Source organism: Xanthomonas sp. NCPPB 1132 (assembly GCF_056629235.1).
The window spans coordinates 2,290,475-2,307,445 of sequence record NZ_CM152819.1 but is presented as its reverse complement, the minus strand read 5'-3'; the positions used below and the strand labels follow the sequence as shown (position 1 = coordinate 2,307,445).

The following is a 16,971-nucleotide window of genomic DNA, read 5'->3' as shown; positions in this document are numbered from 1 at the left end:
GGCGGCTAGGCCTGTTCCCGGTCGGCCACGCGCACGAAGTCGTTGACCATGCGATCGGCCAGGCTCTGGAAGCCCAGCGCCAGCGCCGGCCCCAGCAGGCGCGAGGCCGGTTCGAAGTCGAGCATCAGGCTGACCTTGCTGGCATGGTCGTTGAAGCCCTGGAAGGTCCACTGCCCCTGCAGGCGCTTGAACGGGCCGTCGCGCAGCTGCATATCGATGCGATCCGGGCGCTGCAGGCTGTTCTCGGTGGTGAACCAGGTGCGGAACGAACCCAGGCCCAGGTCCAGCCGCGCGACCAGGACGCGGTCGTTCTGCTCGAGGATATGCGCCGCATCGCACCAGGCGAACCGGCGCGGATAGGCGGCGACGTCGTTGACCAGATCGAACATGCGCGTTGCGGCGTGTTCGACCAGAGCGCTGCGGCGGATGATAGGCATTCGGGACGGAAGTGGGACCAAGACGTTCGGGAGGCCCCGAATCGGAGACAATAGCAAGATGAGCAAGAAACCCGCCAAGGATAAAGCAAACGGCGCGACGGCCAATAAGACCATCGCTCTGAACAAGCGCGCGCGCCACGAATACCACCTGGAGGACCGCTACGAGGCCGGCCTGGCCCTGCAGGGCTGGGAGGTGAAGTCGATCCGCGCCGGCCGCGCCAACATCGGCGAGAGCTACGCCTTCGTGCGCCAGGGCGAGCTGTTCCTGTTCGGCGCGCAGATCACCCCGTTGATCCAGGCCTCCACCCACGTGGTGGCCGACGACCGCCGCACGCGCAAGCTGCTGCTGCACCGGAACGAGATCGACAAGCTGATCGGCCGCGTCGAACGCGACGGCTACACCCTCGTGCCCACCGCGATGTACTGGAGCAAGAACAAGATCAAGCTCGAGATCGCGCTGGCCAAGGGCAAGCAGGACCACGACAAGCGCAACGCGGCCAAGGACCGCGACTGGGCCCGCGACAAGCAGCGCATCATGCGCCGGCACAACAAGAATGCCTGAGGGGCTGGGAGTGGGGATGATCAGCCATTCGGCTGCTGAAAAACCGGGGATTGGGGATTCGCAAGAGCGAGTCTCCTGCCCCGCCTCAGCACTCTCGCCCGCCTCTCCTTTCCCGTAGGAGCGGCTTCAGCCGCGACCCGGTGAGATCGGGAATCGGGAATCGGGAATAGCAAAAGCCGCTTAAAGGCGCACCAATTCAGCCGCACCCAGCGCAACAACGCCGAAATTTCGGCAATAGCAAAACCTCCGGTAGCGCATGAATGCCCTCGTGGGAGCGGCTTCAGCCGCGACGCGATGACGCCGGAATCGCGACGTGATTCGGAGGCGCCCGTCGTACAGAGCACCCCAGCCGTCTCAAGCACCGCTCCTGAAGCGTTGACATTCAACCATGTCGGCGCAAGCAGATTCTCGAATGAAAAACGATGCGGCCTGGAAACGGCTGTTGCGAATCCCCAATCCCCAATCCCAGGCTTTTCAGCAGCCGAATGGCTGATCATCCCCGCCCCACTCACGTCCCGCCAAGCATCCGCATCAAACTCGGCAACCCGCTGCCCTGCATGTAGCGATCGCGCTGCAGGTCCAGGCACTGCGCCAGCACCAGTTGCTTGACCCGGTCCGGGGCGCCGATGAACTCGCGGCGTACCGACAGGAACGCGGCGATCAGCCCGGACACATGCGCCGCGGCCATGCTGGTCCCGCTCATCTCCACCATCCAGGTGCCGGGATCCTCGACCAAAAACCCGTGGTGCGCCGACAGGATCTTTTCGCCCGGCGCGACCAGGTCCGGCTTGTAGCGGCCATCGGCCGTCGGGCCGCGCGAGGAGAAATACGAAATGCCGTAGCTGTGCGGGCTGCTCTTGTGCACCGAACCCACCGCCAACGACTCCTCCAGGTTGGCCGGGTCGCCGATGCTCAGGTCCAGGTTCAGCGGGTAGGCCTCGCCGTCGCCCTGCATCAGCCAGGCCAGACCGTCGTTGCCGGCCGCGATCACCACCACCACGCCCTGCCGCCACAGCCGGCGCAACTCGTTGCACAGCGGGGTGAAGCCGCAGCCGTAGCTCTCGGCGTCGAAGTAGCCGCCCAGGCTCAGGTTGACCCCATGCACCACCAGCTCGCCGGCACGCTCGTTGAGTTCGGCCACCTGCTGCACGCCCTTGATGATCCAGGAGTCGCGGCCGTTGCCGTCGTCGTCCAGCACCTTCAGGCCGTACAGCCGCGCCAGCGGCGCCATGCCGGCGAACTGCAGCGGCGCAGTGGCCGGCAAACCGGGCAGCGGCGCCTCGCACTGCCCGGCGATGATGCCGGCCACGTGGGTACCGTGACCATTGCCGTCGAGCGCATCGAAGCCGGCCTCGCCCAGGCGCAGCGCGCGCGGGCGCCCGCGCTGGGTGCAGTCCCACTGGGCGAGCACGGTCGCCGGTTGCCCGGCGGCATGGAAGTGCGGATGCGCCGCGGCGATGCCGCTGTCCAGCACTGCCCAGCCGATCCCGGTGCCGAGTGCGCGATAGGCCACCTGCGCCGCGTCCACCTGGATCGTGCTGCGCGACTGGTAGATCAGCGCGCGCTTGCCCGCATCGCGCCACAGGCGTTTCAGATTGAGGTCGCGATAACGCTCGCGCAGGCTCTCGATCTCAAACCGGGTCAGCCGTGCCGACACGTAGCGCTGCATCGTGTCCTCCAGTTCGATCTGCGCATCCAGCGCCTCGCCGTGCAGGCCGGTGGAGGCCTCGGTCAGCGCACGCAACGCGGCGATCAACTCATGCTTGCGTTGCGCCGGATCGCCGGCGTCGGACAACCGCTCGAGTTCGATCAGCACCTCGTGGCGATAGTCCGGCGCACGCGCCTCCAACTGGTCGGACAAATCCTTGATCAACACCGGGTGCGCGATCGGCTGATCGAAGCCCACGCCCACCGCACGCCGCACCTCGGCCCGCACGTCTGGGATGGACAGGTAGCCGGCCGCCGAATGCGGGTTGTGCTGCCAATCCGGATTGATCTTCGACCCGGCGATGTTGTGGAAGCGCTCGCCGGCATCGGCGATGTCGTCGCTGAGATCGGCGTCCAGGGCCACCGGGTCGCGCCGCTCGGCGACGTTGACCCAGCGCGCTACGCAGGGCGGGAACGGCAGCTTCGGCGTACCGGTCCACTCCTTGAACATGCTGCGCACCACCGGCAGCCCCAGCGGCGAGCCGAGCGTGAGTAGCAGCGACACCTCGCAGTCCTGCGGCTGCAACTCGCGCAGCACGTCGTAGGCGATCAGCGACCCCTGGCTGTGCGCGACGATCACGAATGGGCCGCCGCCGGCGCGGATGCGCTGCAGCAGGCTGTCGCGCATCTGCTCGCGTCGCGCCGGCACGAAGAAGAAATCGTGCACGTCCTGCAGCAGCGCCGCGGAGATCAGCTTGAGCAGTGCGCGGTTGAACACGTCGATCACGCCCTGCGCATGCACCTCGGCCGTCCCCGCCGCCGATGGCGGCGCCGCCGTCTCCACCTCGTCCAGCACCTGGTGCAAGCGCGCGCGCTCGGCGTCGCTGCTGGCCAGGGTGTCGGCGAGCTGGCGCAGATCGGCCAGTTGCGGCGCCACGCCGAGCGCGCTCAGCATGCGTTGCTCGGCCTGGTTCAATACCGGGCCGCGGTCCTGATCCTGGCAATCGCCCGGCTCCGGCGACGGATAGCGTTCGCGATTGACCCAGTAGGCCATGCGCGTGCGCTCGCCCATCGCGCGGCCGAACAGCGCGCGATCCCACTGGCAGCGCAACACCTCAGCCGGTGGCTTGTTGCCGATGCCATGGATGTAGACGACCGTGCGCGCCTGCCCCTGCGCCAGCGAGCCTTCGCCGGTGGCCTTGGGCCGCAGCGCGGTACGCACTGGCGGCGTTGCGGCGCGCGTCGCCGAGGCAGGCCTGCTGGCGCCGGGAGCCGGAACATTGGAACTGGACGCTGTTGCGGGCCTTGCCGACGCAGCCTCTCCTGCCGGCGTCGTCTTCTGCGCCCGCTTGGCAGCACCTACGCCGCCTGCCGCCGTCTTGCGCGCTGCCGCCTTTGGCTTGGCGGCGGATGTCGGCTGCGCCTTGGCCGGCGTCTTGCCAGGCTTGGAGATCGGGGAGGTGACGGGTGCCTTGGGCGCGCGCCCGTTGCTGCGGCCACGCGGCTGTCTGCTTGCCATTGCGCTGCTCCATGCCTGGGGGAATGCCTGGGGACGGCGGCGTGACGGGCCGGCGTCGCAGTGAAGCCAGCTTAAGCGCGGCCTGTCTCAAGACTTGTGACTGCCCTCCCCGATCCCTACACTGTGCAGGTCAGCGTTTGACGTTGTCCCCGGGGGTGCACTGGTTTCGACGGGGGTTGCAAAATCGCTTGGCGCATGCCGAGGGGGCAGCTTTCCTCGTAAATCCAGCCGCAAACTTATAGTTGCCAACGACGACAACTACGCTCTGGCCGCTTAAGGCCTAGCCCCGAAATCGCTTGTGTCCGTGCTCGCGACGTAGGGTCATTATCACGGAATCGCCGGTGGTGGCTGCCTGTCAGCCATTGGCTAAATCAAGCAGGCTGGTCCCGGGATGCGCTTCGCACATCGTGCTGTTCCGGGGCGAGATCCAACGATGAGCTAAGCATGTAGTGCCGGGGATGGAGTGCCTTCGGACGGCGGTTCGATTCCGCCCACCTCCACCATCCAAACGTCCATGGACGTGCAAACAAAGCTGGAATCCCGATTGCATCGAGGTTTCCGGCTTTTTTTGTGCCTGATGACGGCCGGCAACCCACGGAACGGGTCCTACGCAAAGCGCCACGTTCGCCAACCTTGGCTCGGTCGATCACGCCGTCGCATGCCATGATGAGCGGAACGCCAAAGGCCCAGCAGTCTTACCGGGCGCCGCGATCAATCGCTGAGGAAGGCCCATGAAGCGCATTCTTTTCGTGTCCCTGCTATGGATGGCGCTGACCGGCACCGCGCAGGCCGGTGAACCAGAGTTTGCGCAGGTGTCACCCGGCGTGTGGATGGTGACGGTCAAGAACCACGCCGGCATCTTTGCCAGCGCTGCGACGACCAAGCGCAAAGCGCTTCTCGCCGCCAACGCATTCGCCGCCGCCAAGAACATGCAGGCGGTACCGGTGGCAATGGAAGCGGTGGACGCAGGCGGACCGGGCCAGTGGCCATACGTGGAGTATCAGTTCCGTCTAGTTCCGCAAGGTTCCGATGAGACCGTCGGGCTGCAGCCGCGAGCCGACATGCAAATCGAGGTGAACGCGAGCGCGACATCGCCGGCCGCCACCGGCGATGCGCCGCGCGCACTCGGCGCGCAGCCCGATCTATACGCCGAACTGCTGAAGCTGGACGACCTACGGAAGAAAGGTCTGCTCACCGATGCCGAGTTCCAGGCGCAGAAGGCCAAGCTGCTGTCGCGCTAGCCGCGTCGAAAGCAGCACTCACGCGCTGTGCCTCGTACGACTCACCCCGCGATGGTCTGCACCGATCCCGAATCGACCCGGAGGCCGGCGCCATTGATGAAGCTGGCGCGCTCGGAGCACAGGAACGCGACCGCCGCCGCCACCTCTTCCGGTCGGCCACGCCGCTTCAGGACCATGCCGGGACGCTCTTCGTCCAGGAACGACGCCACCGCTTCATCGAAGGTCATCCCCTTCTCCTTGGCGCGCTTGTGCATCATCGCGTCGGTCATCGGGGTATGGATGAATGCGGGCGAGACCGTATTGACCAGCACGTTGTCGCCGCCGTACGCCTTGGACAGGCCCTTTGCCAGGCTCAGGATGCCCGCCTTCGACGCGCAGTAGGCCAGTTCGTCCACATAGGGCTGCACGGCGTCCTCGGACGCGAACAGCACGATCCGCCCCCAGCCGTTTCGGCGCATCGCGGGAATCGCTTCGCGGCACATCCGCACCGCGCCCATCAGGTTGATGTCGAGCGTTTCCAGCCAGCCGGCATCGCTCACGTCGAGGAAGTCGCCGGTCGCGCCGGTGACGCCGGCCGCGTTGACGTAGATGTCCGGATCGCCCAGTTGCGCCCGGACCTGCGCCCAGATCTTCGCGACATCGTTCGCACGCGTCACATCGCCCGCCACCGCGATGACTTCGCCCAGGCCCGACAGCTCGGACAGCGCCTGATCGAGCGTGCCGTCCGCACGGTCGGTGATCGCCACGCGCACGCCGGCCTGCAGCAGGTGGCGGGCGGTCTCCTTGCCCATGCCCGAGTCGGCGCCACTGATCAGGGCAATCCGCTGGTTGATTTCAAGGTCCATGTCGTTTTCCTCGTTGGGTAAAAGGGAAAGCAGCCGTCTAGTGCGCGAGAAACCGCTCGGCCGTGCGCAGGCCGAGTGCCATCTGCGTCAGGGCCGGATTGGCCGCCAATGCGCTGGGAAAGACCGAGTTGTCGCAGACGTAGAGATTGCCGATGTCGAACGAACGGCCATCCGCATCGACCACGGCCTGCGCGGGATCGCGGCCCATGCGGCAGGTGCCGAGCGTGTGCGCCGAGCGCGCGGCGGCAAAGATGTCCTCGGCACCGGCCGCCTCCCAGATCGCCTGCAGCGTGCGCCTGGCGTGGGCATCGATCGCCTGTTCGTTGGGGCCGTAGCTGAAGTCGACCCGCGCCTTGCGCATTCCGAAGGCATCTCGCTCGTCGGCCAGCGTCAGGCGATTGGCGTCTTGCGGCAGGCATTCGCCATTGATGCCGATACCGGCCAGGCGGTTGTAGCGCGTCATGGTCTGCACCAGCGCCGCGCCCCAGCGACCGGCGCCGCGCGCCAGCGTATTGGCCAGGGTCACGGGCTGCACGCCCAGGCTCTGGATCAGATAGCCGCCGGCAAACTCGGCCTGCGCGGGGCGTAGCATGTCCTCGCTCATCAGCGAGGAGGGGTAGCCGCGGTTCATGCGCATGTCCATGTCGAACGTGCCCCAGACCTGGGTCGCGATATGCGCCATGAAATTGCGCCCGACCTGTCCACTGGAATTGGCCAGTCCCAGGTTCAGCAGCAAGCGCGGCGTTTCCACGCCGCCGGCGCACAGGAACAAGGCCGCGCAACGCTGGCGTAACTCGCGCTCGCCCTGCCGGTAGACCACGCCGGTGACGGCACCCAGGCCGTTGCGCTCGATGCCGACGACCCGGCAATCGCTGCGCAGGTCCGCACCGTGCGCACGCGCCAGCGGCAGCCAGGTCGTGTGCACGCTGACCTTGGCACCGTTGCTGCAGCCCTGATGACAGGCACCGCAGTTGTTGCAGGCCACGCGCGTGCCCCAATGCGGCTGCTCGTGCGTGCGGGTGACCAGCGCCGCCGGCGCATCGGCGGCGGTGATGCCGAGGGCACGGCAGCCGCGCTCCATCGCCTCGGCGGGCGCGTTGCGCTGGGCCGGCGGGAACGCATGGCAGCGCTCGCCGTCCCAGGGGTAGACCGCCGGCCCGGACACGCCGATGAAGCGTTCGACGCGCTGCAGGTAGGACAGCAGTTCCTGGTGCGGGATCGGCCAGTCTTCGCCCTGGCCAGTCTGCGTGCGCAGTTGCAGATCGCGCGGGTCCGGACGCGGGCAGAACGCGCCCCAGTGCAGCGTCGATCCGCCGAGCCCCGTCCCGGAGTTGTTCGGGCCGAACGCCGTCGGCGTGCGCCCGCCGCTGAGGCGTTCTTCCATCCAGTAGATGTCCGTCGCCAGTTCGTCCGCGAGGTGCGCGTCCGGCCCGAACGCGGCGCCGGCTTCCAGCACCACCACCGAGACGCCGGCCTGCGCCAGCCGCGCGGCCAGCGGGCCGCCGCCGGCACCGCTGCCGACCACCACCGCATCCACCGCCGCAGGCGATGCGGCAGTCATGGATGCGCCTTGGGCAGCAGTTGCCAGGCCTCGCGCCGGTCGGCGGCGGTTTCCTGGTAGCCGGGGCTGCCCGCGCCCAGTCCGCCGACGGCGAACCCGTCGTAACCCAAGGCGGCCATGGTGGCGGGAAGGCTGGTCCAGACCCGCACCGTCTCGGCGCGCACGTCTTCGAACCAGGCGGCGAGTTGCGCCGCGCTCCATCCGCACTCGCGACAGTCGCCTGCTCCGTGCACGGAGATGGCGTGCAGCCAGTGGTCCTGGTCCTGGGCGGGCAAGGCGGCGAAGCCGCCGGACAATGCGTCCAGCGCATCCAGCCCCGTCGGCCAGGCGAGACGATCGGGCGGCAGGTCGGCGAACCGCCACCCGTCTCCCACCCCGTTGGCGAGATCGACGTCGATGCGGCGTGCGATATCGCCGGCGTCGCCCGCACCATCCAGCACGCGCTCGATCACCGCGGCAAGCGTGCGGGACTGATGCGCGCTCAATATCCCTCTCGCCGCACTGGACGGCCCAGCATGGCGATGCAGCAGCGTCTTGCGCATCCTCGGGGCGACACGCTCGGCGTTGAGCAATGCCACGAAGTCGTCGGGCAGCCGGCGTGCCGCGGTGCCATCGACATGCGCGGCGATCAGCGCCGCGAGTGCCTGCGGTCGCTCGTAGGGAATCAGGTGCGCCGCCTGCGCCACCACGGTCAGGTGCGCATCGCGGTAATGCGGGAGGTTCCAGCGCCGCTGCGCTGCCTCGTCGAGATCGCCGTCCTCGCTGCCCGCGACAACGAGCGCGGGCACCTCGATGCAGCCAGCCTGCGTCGCGCAATCCTCGCGGCTGCCATGGGTGAGCCAGGCGTTCCATGCGCGCGCACTGCTGCGCAGGACATCGTCGACGGCGCCGTCGCGCGGCGGCGTCGGCAATGGCGCCGCGCAGTTGTCGTCGATGAACTGCTCGGCTTGCTGCCTTGTAGGGCCGGCGGCGTCGAACCACGACAACATGGTCTGCCGCCGGGATTCGTCCATCGGCTCGGGCGCGGGCGGCGATGCGGCCACCATCACGACGCCGGCCAGGCCGGCGAGTCCGGCCACGCCATCGCGGGCGCGCGCGGCGGTCAGCGTGGCGATCTTTCCGCCCATGCTGTGGCCCACCACATACCAGCAATCCGGCCTGTCCCGCGCGACCTCGCCTGCGAACCAATCGACCAGCGCCGTGACATCGGGACGGTCCAACGCCGGCGCATCGCCGAAGCCGGGAATATCCAGTGCGATGCAATCGAAGCGCGCGCCCAGGAGATCGATCACCGAAGACCACTCGCGTCTGCTCGAACCGAGGGCGTGCAGGAAGTACAGGACCGGTGTTGCCATGGCGCACCTCGATGACGGTCACGCACGATGGAACAGCCCTCGTCCACGCCACGTGCAGGCCGACGTAGCCGCGTGCCGTCTTCACCGGGCCTCGGCAGAGGGGCCACTACCGTCGGGCTGCCCTTCCCTTCGCACCTGCCCCCATGCTTCCTCGACACGTCATGCTGGAATCGACGACGCCCCAGCGCGGCCTTGGCACGTGTTGGCGTGGAGCCTGAGCACGTGCCGACGACCGCCCGGCCACGCCGCTCGACCTCCAACGTCGACCGCAGCGAGGGCGTACTGCCGATCGAGCAGTACGGCGCACTCGGCGAAGGACGCTCGGTCGCCCTGACCGGGACGGACGGATCGATCGATTGGTGGTGCGCACCCAACATGGACAGCGCGCCACTGTTCGACCGGCTGCTGGATGCCGAACAAGGCGGCTACTTTGTCCTCGCCCCGGACCAGCCGTTCCGCACCGAGCGGCGCTATCGGAAAGACAGCAATGTCCTGATCACCACCTTCACCACCGCCTCCGGGCAGGCAACGCTGACCGAGTCGCTCAACAGCGGCCATGCGGGGCGCCTCCCCTGGTGCGAGCTTGCACGCCGCATCGAATGCCAGCGCGGGAAAGTGCGCTTCCGGCTGGAGCTGAAATTCAGCTTGCGGGCGCAGAACGCCAGCCCCTACTGCGCGGCGATCGGCCCGCATACCGTGTTCCATGTCGACCGCCTGCTTGGCGTCATGATCCACGACGACAGACTGCGCTGCGTGTGGTCGGACCATGGCGTTCGCGGCGACATCACCGTCGCGAAGGGACAACGCGCGACGATCGCCCTGGTCGTCGGCGAGGACGAGCCGCTGGTTGCGCCCACCATCGAGGAGATCGACAGCCGCATCGATCTGACCGACAAGGAATGGCGGGCCTGGTCGAAGAACGTGACCTTTCCGCGCGAGGGCCGGGATTTTTTCGTACGCAGCGCGCTTGCGCTCAAGTTGCTGCTCTACTCGCCCTCCGGTGCCATCGCCGCTGCCGCGACGACCTCACTACCCGAACGCATCGGCGGCGACAAGAACTTCGATTATCGCTACGCCTGGGTCCGCGATGCCGGCTACACCATCCAGGCGTTTCTGGCCGCGGGTCTGGAAGCGGAATCGAAGGCCGCGTTCACCTGGCTGATCCGGCAACTGCGCCAGCACGGGCCGAAAGTGGTGTTCACCCTGGATGGCGGACTGGTGCCCGACGTCACCGAACTGGAGGCCGCGGGCTACCGCAACACCGTGCCGGTGGTGCGCGGCAATCTCGCCGGTGGGCAGCACCAGCACGGCATCTACGGCGACATCTTCGAGACCGCCTATTGCTTCGTGAGCCGCGGCAACATCCTGGACGCCGCCAGCGCCGAACTGCTGTCCCGGCTTGCCGACCAATGCGCCGATCACTGGCGCAAGGCCGATTCGGGGATCTGGGAGTTGCCCGAACTGCAGCACTACACCATGTCCAAGGTCAGCTGCTGGCAGGCGCTGGCCAGGGCCGTCGAACTGGCCGACCAGGGACAACTGCCAACAACGTGTCGCGATCGCTGGGAACGCGAGCGCGACAGGATCAAGGACTGGATCGAAGTCCACTGCTGGTCGGATGCGCAGCAGGCCTTCGTGATGTACCCGGGCAGCGACAAGCTGGATGCGTCGGTGGCGCTGGCTGCACGCTTCCGCTTCGACGGCAAGGAACGCCTGCTGGCGACACTGGACGCGATCGACCGCGCATTGGGCGCCGGCGCGTTCCATTACCGCTACTCCGGCATGGCGCAGGAAGAAGGCTGCTTCGTCGCCTGCTCCTACTGGATCGCCGAAGCCTATGCCCGCCTGGGACAGAAAGCCAAAGCCAAAAAACGGCTGACGCAACTCAACGACGCGCTCGATCGCTGCAATGGCCTGTTGAGCGAGATGGTCGATCCGCACTCCGGCGGATTCCTCGGCAACTTTCCGCAAGGACTGAGCCATCTCGCGCAGATCATGGCGATGTCGAGCATCGAGAACACGAAAACCAACCCGGTAAAACTGCAACCACACGCCAAGAAGAGGAAGACGCGATGAACGATCGACTGAAGATGCAGGACCCGCGCGAACAGTACCCCAAGCCGCCTTTCCCGCCGCAGCCGCAACCGGTGCCGGGCAAGGCCTCGGAGATGGACCCGGTGCCAGACCACGGCGAGACCAGCTATCGCGGATCGGGCAAGCTGGCCGGTCGCCGGGCGCTGGTGACCGGCGGCGACAGCGGCATCGGCCGCGCCGCGGCAATCGCGTTTGCGCGCGAGGGCGCCGATGTGGCCATCTCCTTCCTTGACGAGGAAGCGTCGGACGCACAGGAGGTCATCGCCCTCATCGAGGCCGAAGGGCGCAAGGCAATCAGCCTGCCGGGCGACATCACCGATCGGCAGTGGTGCGCGGAATTGGTCGATAAAGCGGTGGCCGGCCTGGGCGGCCTGGACATCCTGGTGATCAACGCGGGGCGGCAGCAATATCGGGAAGAGATCGGCGACGTGAGCGACGAGGATTTCGACAAGACGCTCAAGACCAATCTCTATGCCATGCACTGGATCTGCCGCGCCGCGGTGCCGCACCTGCCGCCGGGCGCGGCGGTGATCACCACCGCGTCGATCCAGGCGTACGATCCGTCGGCGATCCTGCTCGACTACGCGACCACCAAGGCCGGCATCGTCGCCTACACCAAGGCGTTGGCGGCGCAGTTGAGCGAAAAGGGCATCCGGGCGAACGTGGTGGCCCCGGGTCCGTTCTGGACCGCACTGCAGTCCTCCGGCGGCCAACCGATGGAGGCGGTCACCCAGTTCGGCTCGAAGACGCACTTCAAGCGCCCGGGTCAGCCGGTCGAAATCGCGCCGCTGTATGTGCTCCTCGCCAGCCAGGAAGGCAGCTACCTGACCGGCGAAGTGTTCGGCGCGACCGGTGGCGCCGGCGTCGCCTAGCGCCTGGCGGCACCGACGCATCCCCCACGCCATGGCGCGCCTGTACGTGCCATGGCGTGTCCAGCCGCCAATCCCTTCGCGCGCTGCAAAAGCGCGCGACGCAGGCAGCACGCCTTCGCCTGCAATGGCGGCAGCCGATCCACCCGACCCGATGGTCTGCATCTTCGAGGGCGAGGCCGCAAACCACGGCCCTGTCTACGCGCAGCGTGAGGGTTGCCGCCCACCCTGCATTGCAGCAACGCGCTGACGCACAAACACATCGGCAGGCCAGTGGGCCTGCCGATGTGTCGATAAAGTGGTCCAGCCGCGGATGCCTGCATCCTTGAAGCAGCCCCAGGCATCGCCCCGGCCGCACAGCTGGTAGGCGCATCATGCGTGGGGGTCCGTTACGCCGGCGTCCTCGAGGCGTTGCGGAATGATGTCGGCGGCGTCGTGGCGGTGCGACGACAGGCGTGCGGCGGCGTTGGTCCTCGCCGCGATCACGTGCAGCGGCATCGGCGCGACATCCGGCGCCGCGCCGACATGCCCGTCACCCGCGGCCTGTAGGGTGGAATGCCCTTTCCGATCCGAGACGGCACGCCATGCCCCTGACCCAGGAACAACTGCGCATCCTGCAGGACATCCACGCCACCACGCCGGTCAGCGAGGCGGAAGCGAACTGGGCGGTGCGCGAGAATTACGCGGCGCAAGGCGAGGACGGCGATCTTGCGCTCAGCCAGAAAGGGCTGAAGGCCATCGACGGCAGCGAAGCGTAGCCGTCCCTGGCGGGCAGATTGCGCTCATCCCCTCGCTGCTAACGTGACCGGTGCCGGCGTGGCACGCCAGCGCCGCAGCCTGCACCGTCGTGCATGCAATCGACCCCGATGCGACCGCGGCATGCATCCCGGTGCACGCCAGGCTTCGCCCGAACGCTCCACCCGGCGATGCACGGCGCTTCTCACGCGGGAAAAGTTTGGGAAAAAGCACCAGGCGAGCTTGCTTCAGCAACGCTGCCCTGTTCGTCGCGGCCAGACACCGCCTGCCGCGTGACGCAGGGCCATCGGTACGACCCCACTCCCTGAGCCAACGTGACGCCGTTGCGGCGCCCTTGGTGTGGGTACTGTCGCCTTTCCCGGGTCAGCACGGGATACACACCACAAAAGAAATCCAGGCATGGAACTTGCCTCTGGCATTGCAACACTCTTCCGCCATTCTGACGTCGCCATGTTCGTCGCCCGCCCCGCTTCACCCGCCCGCCATGACCGTGCGCCGTGCCGGAGCGCTGCTCCGTGAGCGCGGGCCTGACCCTGCGCCGGCACTTCCGGCTCGGCATCATCAAGGTCCTGGGCCCGTCCACGGCGGCGGTGCTGCTGCTGTTCGCCGTGTACCAGATGGCGATCGGCGCGCCGGCGATCGCCCTGGCCGGCACCGCGCTGGCCGGATTGGCCGCGCTGGCCACCTGGCTGGCACTGCAACGCGGCGATGGCCGCATGGATCCGTTGCTGTCGCTGAGCTGGCTGCTGGGCAGCGCCCTGGCCTGCCATGCGCTGCGCCATGCCGCGGTGCCGTGGCTGTATCTGGTGATGATGAGCAACTTCTTTGCGGTGACGCGCCATGTCGCGCTGGCCTGCAACGCCACCCTGATCGCGGTGCTGCTGGTGGTCACGCCGAGCACGCTCGGCGCCGAGCATTTCTTCTCGATGGTGTCGGTGTCGCTGTTGATCACCGGGCTGGGCTACATGCTGGCGTTACGGGTGGAAGGCGACCGCGTGCAACTGGAACAACTGGCATCGCACGACTCGCTGACCGGGCTGCCGAACCGACGCATGCTCGAGCGTAGCCTGTCGCAGCGGGTGGCCGATCCGCGCCGCGCGACCCGCCGGCATGGGTTGATCGTGCTCGACATCGATCACTTCAAGGAAGTCAACGACCTCTACGGCCATGCCGAGGGCGACCGGGTGCTGGTCGAGCTGGCGGCGCTGCTGCGCGCACAGGTGCGCGCACCGGACGAGGTGTTCCGCTTCGGCGGCGAGGAGTTCGTGGTGGTGGCGCGGCTGCAGTCGGCGACCGAACTGTCGGCCTTCGCCAGGCGCCTGCACGACGCGGCACGCACCACGTTGCAAGGTCCCAATGGCACGATCACCGTGTCGCTGGGCGCGGCCATGCTCTGCGACGAGGCGCAGTGGCACGACTGGTTCTCGCGCGCCGACACCGCGTTGTACCAGGCCAAGAACAACGGACGCGACCGCTACGTGATCGCCGAGGATGTGGCGCAGGATTGAGCGACCGGCATCGGCAGCGATCTGCCGCGTGCCCGGCTGGTCTGCGATCCGGTCGCCGCAATCAGGAGAGCTCTAATGGCAGGAAACCCTCTGTGGGCGTCAACTGTCATGCCGCGCGGAAGTGGAGCGCGTTCCGATGGCGCAATGCGTCGGGACTGAAGTCCCTCCCACAGTGCACACGGAGGGCTCGCCGCAAGCCGTTGGAGTCAACTGTCATGCAACCGCGACGGGCTTCACCGGGAACGCCCGTCGCGGCTGAAGCCGCTCCTACAGGAAACCCGCACCGGCCTGATGCTGACAAAAAGCAGATGAAGTGAGGCGCCGAGAAGGCCGCGGCGCGTGCAGTCGGCCCGCACCGCGGCCTTTGAGTACCCTGCCCGCTCAGCGCGCCTGCACCGCCGATGCCGCCCCCGCGGTGGTCGCGATGTCCCTGCTGCCGGCGTCCGTGCCCGCATCCTGGCCCCAGCCGCCGAGCGCCTTGTACACCCGCACCACGCCGATGTTCACCGCCGCCTCGGCGTCGGCCAGGGCGGCCTCGGCGGTCAGTTGCGTGCGCTGCGCATCGAGCAGGGTCAGGAAATCCTCCGAACCTTCGCGATAGCGGATCTGCGCCAGCGCTTCGGCCCGCTGCGCGGCCTGCGTCTGCTCGGCCACGATCGCCAGCCGCGCCTGCTCGTGGGCGTACGCCGTCAAGGCGTTCTCGGTGTCCTCCAGCGCGCCGAGCACGGTCTTTTCGTAGTCGGCGGCGGCGCCGTCGGCCTGCGCCTCGCTCGCGCGCAGGCGTGCGCGCACGCTGCCCAGGTCGAACGCCGCCCACTGGATCGAGGGCGTCAGCGACCACGCCTTGCTGCGACCGTGCAGCAAGGCGCCGGCATCGCCGGAGAGGAAGCCGACGAAGCCGGACAGGCTGATCCGCGGGAACAGATCGGCGGTGGCCACGCCGACCTGCGCGGTCGCCGCTGCCAGGCGGCGTTCGGCGATGCGCACGTCGGGACGCCGGCGCAGCAACTGCGTGGTGTCGCCCAGCGGCAAGGCCCGCGCATAGGCCGGGGTCGGCTGCGGCGCCAGCAACGGGTCGAGCGTGCCCGGCGGCTTGCCCAGCAGCACCGCCAGCCGGTGTCGCGCCTGCGCGGCATCGACTTCCAGCAACGGGATGTCGGCCTCGATCGCCTTCAGCCGCGCACGACTGCTCTGCACGTCCAGCTCGCTGCCCGCGCCCAGCCGCCAGCGCGTCTCGGTCAGGCGCTGTGTATCGCGCAGGTTGTCCAGCGTGGTGCGCGCCAGGGCGATGCGCTTCTGCGTGCCGCGTAGCGCAAAGTAATTGCGTGCGATCTCCGCGGCCACGGTGACCTGGGCGTCGGCCAGGCCGGCCTGCTCAGCCTCCAGGTTCGCGCGCGCGGCCTCGCTGGCACGGCGCTGGCGCCCGAACAGGTCCAGCTCCCAACCGGCATCGAAGCCGAGCCGGTAGCTCTCGGTGAGCACGCGCGCGCCGCCGGCATCGGCATCCGGGGCCTTGCCGCGGGTGTAGTCGCCGCCGGCGGTGACGTGCGGCGCCTGGTCCAGGCGCTGCTCGGCGAAGACCGCGCGCGCCTCGTGCACGCGCGCCAGGGCGATGCGCAGGTCGAGGTTGGCGACCAGTCCGTCGTGCACCAGTTGTTCCAGCACCGGATCGTCGAACTGCGCCCACCAGGACGCGACCGGCGACTCGGTCGCGAACACCGGCGACGCCGCGCCCTGCAGCGTCACCGGCGGCTGCGCCGGTGCATGGTAGTCGGGGCCGACGCTGGCGCAGGCGCTGAGCAGCGCCAGCGCCAGCGCGCCGAGTGCGGGCCGGATCACCATGGCAGCACCTGTCCGACATGGGTGTAGCTGCCGGTGGGGCCGTCCGCGTCGAGCAACGCCATCATCACGCTGCTGCGGGCGCCGTCGGCCACTTCCAGCTCGCCCTCGCCCGCGTTCATGTCGGTCTTCACGTAGCCGGGGTGGATGGTGTTGACCTTGATCGGGGTCTCGCGCAGTTCGTAGGCCAGCTGGATGGTCCAGGCGTTCACCGCGCTCTTGGACACGTTGTACGCGGGCACCTTGAAGTCGTAGATCGGCGAGCCCGGCTGGCTGTGCAGCGTCAGCGAGCCGAGCAGGCTGGAGACGTTGACGATGCGCGCGGCCGGCGCCTCGCGCAGCAGCGGCAGGAACGCCTGGGTGACGGCGATCAGGCCGAACAGGTTGGTGTCGAAGGTCTCGCGCCAGGACTCCAGCGACTGCTGCGACACGCTCAGGCGCAGGTCGTCGCGCAGGATGCCGGCGTTGTTGACCAGGATGTCCAGCCGCCCGTGGCGTGCGCGCACGGTCTCCACCGCGGCGGCGATGCTGGCGGCGTCGATGACGTCCAGGGTCAGCGGCTCCACCGGCAGGCCCTCGCCCTGCAGTTCCAGCGCCGCGGCGCTGGCACGGGTCGCGTCGCGCCCGGCCAGCAGGGTGTGCACGCCGGCTTCGGCCAGCTGCCGCACGGTGTGCAGGCCGATGCCGCGGGTGGCGCCGGTGACCAGGGCGATCTTGTGTGCTGCGTTCATTGCGAAA

Annotated in this window: 14 protein-coding genes and 1 other RNA gene; 7 read left to right on the top strand and 8 right to left on the bottom strand. The window is 68.2% G+C overall.

What is annotated here, in order from left to right; genetic code table 11:
- Positions 1 to 5: 5 nt before the first annotated feature.
- Positions 6 to 437 (bottom strand): type II toxin-antitoxin system RatA family toxin, encoded by a 432-nt coding sequence (locus AC1G9L_RS09785; protein WP_148828116.1) that lies wholly within the window; start codon positions 435 to 437, stop codon positions 6 to 8.
- Between the two features lie 58 nt (positions 438 to 495).
- On the opposite strand from AC1G9L_RS09785, the gene smpB reads away from it, so the two are divergent.
- Complete coding sequence (gene smpB / locus AC1G9L_RS09780) at positions 496 to 999, top strand: SsrA-binding protein SmpB (RefSeq protein ID WP_010344270.1); 504 nt, start codon at positions 496 to 498, stop codon at positions 997 to 999.
- A gap of 508 nt (positions 1,000 to 1,507) precedes the next feature.
- On the opposite strand, the gene AC1G9L_RS09775 is transcribed toward smpB, so the two are convergent.
- Positions 1,508 to 3,757, bottom strand: a complete 2,250-nt coding sequence (locus AC1G9L_RS09775; RefSeq protein WP_481071085.1) for a S8 family serine peptidase — start codon at positions 3,755 to 3,757, stop codon at positions 1,508 to 1,510.
- 559 nt (positions 3,758 to 4,316) lie between these two features.
- Here AC1G9L_RS09775 and ssrA point away from each other — a divergent pair.
- Positions 4,317 to 4,668, top strand: a transfer-messenger RNA (tmRNA) gene (gene ssrA / locus AC1G9L_RS09770).
- A gap of 228 nt (positions 4,669 to 4,896) precedes the next feature.
- Positions 4,897 to 5,406: an SHOCT domain-containing protein gene (locus AC1G9L_RS09765; RefSeq protein ID WP_371181755.1), complete on the top strand. Its 510-nt coding sequence runs from the start codon at positions 4,897 to 4,899 to the stop codon at positions 5,404 to 5,406.
- Positions 5,407 to 5,447: 41 nt separating this feature from the next.
- On the opposite strand, the gene AC1G9L_RS09760 is transcribed toward AC1G9L_RS09765, so the two are convergent.
- From AC1G9L_RS09760 to AC1G9L_RS09750, 3 genes are read right to left on the bottom strand one after another with little or no spacing between them, the layout of a single operon-like run.
- On the bottom strand, positions 5,448 to 6,251 hold the full coding sequence (locus AC1G9L_RS09760) for an SDR family oxidoreductase (RefSeq protein ID WP_019802482.1): 804 nt from the start codon (positions 6,249 to 6,251) through the stop codon (positions 5,448 to 5,450).
- Between the two features lie 37 nt (positions 6,252 to 6,288).
- Positions 6,289 to 7,812, bottom strand: coding sequence for a GMC family oxidoreductase (locus AC1G9L_RS09755; protein WP_481070875.1), 1,524 nt, complete (start codon positions 7,810 to 7,812; stop codon positions 6,289 to 6,291).
- Complete coding sequence (locus tag AC1G9L_RS09750; RefSeq protein ID WP_019799309.1) at positions 7,809 to 9,167, bottom strand: alpha/beta fold hydrolase; 1,359 nt, start codon at positions 9,165 to 9,167, stop codon at positions 7,809 to 7,811. The genes AC1G9L_RS09755 and AC1G9L_RS09750 overlap by 4 nt, the downstream gene beginning before the upstream one ends.
- A 222-nt stretch (positions 9,168 to 9,389) precedes the next feature.
- Between AC1G9L_RS09750 and AC1G9L_RS09745 the strand changes: the two genes are divergently transcribed.
- Complete coding sequence (locus tag AC1G9L_RS09745) at positions 9,390 to 11,243, top strand: glycoside hydrolase family 15 protein (protein ID WP_019799308.1); 1,854 nt, start codon at positions 9,390 to 9,392, stop codon at positions 11,241 to 11,243.
- Positions 11,240 to 12,133, top strand: coding sequence for an SDR family oxidoreductase (locus AC1G9L_RS09740; protein ID WP_019799307.1), 894 nt, complete (start codon positions 11,240 to 11,242; stop codon positions 12,131 to 12,133). The genes AC1G9L_RS09745 and AC1G9L_RS09740 overlap by 4 nt, the downstream gene beginning before the upstream one ends.
- Before the next feature lie 369 nt (positions 12,134 to 12,502).
- Here AC1G9L_RS09740 and AC1G9L_RS09735 read toward each other — a convergent pair whose 3' ends face one another.
- Complete coding sequence (locus AC1G9L_RS09735; RefSeq protein WP_019799306.1) at positions 12,503 to 12,628, bottom strand: hypothetical protein; 126 nt, start codon at positions 12,626 to 12,628, stop codon at positions 12,503 to 12,505.
- 86 nt (positions 12,629 to 12,714) lie between these two features.
- On the opposite strand from AC1G9L_RS09735, the gene AC1G9L_RS09730 reads away from it, so the two are divergent.
- Together AC1G9L_RS09730 and AC1G9L_RS09725 are read left to right on the top strand one after the other, a co-directional pair.
- Positions 12,715 to 12,888, top strand: a complete 174-nt coding sequence (locus tag AC1G9L_RS09730) for a hypothetical protein (protein WP_010344278.1) — start codon at positions 12,715 to 12,717, stop codon at positions 12,886 to 12,888.
- Between the two features lie 513 nt (positions 12,889 to 13,401).
- On the top strand, positions 13,402 to 14,394 hold the full coding sequence (locus AC1G9L_RS09725) for a diguanylate cyclase (protein WP_019799305.1): 993 nt from the start codon (positions 13,402 to 13,404) through the stop codon (positions 14,392 to 14,394).
- Positions 14,395 to 14,775: 381 nt separating this feature from the next.
- Here AC1G9L_RS09725 and AC1G9L_RS09720 read toward each other — a convergent pair whose 3' ends face one another.
- The gene (locus AC1G9L_RS09720) at positions 14,776 to 16,236 is read right to left on the bottom strand and encodes an efflux transporter outer membrane subunit (protein ID WP_481070872.1); all 1,461 of its coding nucleotides are present in this window, start codon (positions 16,234 to 16,236) and stop codon (positions 14,776 to 14,778) included.
- A complete protein-coding gene (locus AC1G9L_RS09715) occupies positions 16,230 to 16,964 on the bottom strand; it encodes an SDR family NAD(P)-dependent oxidoreductase (protein ID WP_019801587.1) in 735 nt (244 codons plus the stop codon). The genes AC1G9L_RS09720 and AC1G9L_RS09715 overlap by 7 nt, the downstream gene beginning before the upstream one ends.
- Positions 16,965 to 16,971 lie beyond the last annotated feature (7 nt).

Bases quoted from the DNA above. Each gene is read 5' to 3' on its own strand.
- AC1G9L_RS09785 (WP_148828116.1), bottom strand. From the start codon at position 437: ATGCCTATCATCCGCCGCAGCGCTCTGGTCGAACACGCCGCAACGCGC.
- smpB (WP_010344270.1), top strand. From the start codon at position 496: ATGAGCAAGAAACCCGCCAAGGATAAAGCAAACGGCGCGACGGCCAAT.
- AC1G9L_RS09765 (WP_371181755.1), top strand. From the start codon at position 4,897: ATGAAGCGCATTCTTTTCGTGTCCCTGCTATGGATGGCGCTGACCGGC.
- AC1G9L_RS09760 (WP_019802482.1), bottom strand. From the start codon at position 6,251: ATGGACCTTGAAATCAACCAGCGGATTGCCCTGATCAGTGGCGCCGAC.
- AC1G9L_RS09755 (WP_481070875.1), bottom strand. From the start codon at position 7,812: ATGACTGCCGCATCGCCTGCGGCGGTGGATGCGGTGGTGGTCGGCAGC.
- AC1G9L_RS09750 (WP_019799309.1), bottom strand. From the start codon at position 9,167: ATGGCAACACCGGTCCTGTACTTCCTGCACGCCCTCGGTTCGAGCAGA.
- AC1G9L_RS09740 (WP_019799307.1), top strand. From the start codon at position 11,240: ATGAACGATCGACTGAAGATGCAGGACCCGCGCGAACAGTACCCCAAG.
- AC1G9L_RS09735 (WP_019799306.1), bottom strand. From the start codon at position 12,628: ATGCCGCTGCACGTGATCGCGGCGAGGACCAACGCCGCCGCACGCCTG.
- AC1G9L_RS09730 (WP_010344278.1), top strand. From the start codon at position 12,715: ATGCCCCTGACCCAGGAACAACTGCGCATCCTGCAGGACATCCACGCC.
- AC1G9L_RS09720 (WP_481070872.1), bottom strand. From the start codon at position 16,236: ATGGTGATCCGGCCCGCACTCGGCGCGCTGGCGCTGGCGCTGCTCAGC.
- AC1G9L_RS09715 (WP_019801587.1), bottom strand. From the start codon at position 16,964: ATGAACGCAGCACACAAGATCGCCCTGGTCACCGGCGCCACCCGCGGC.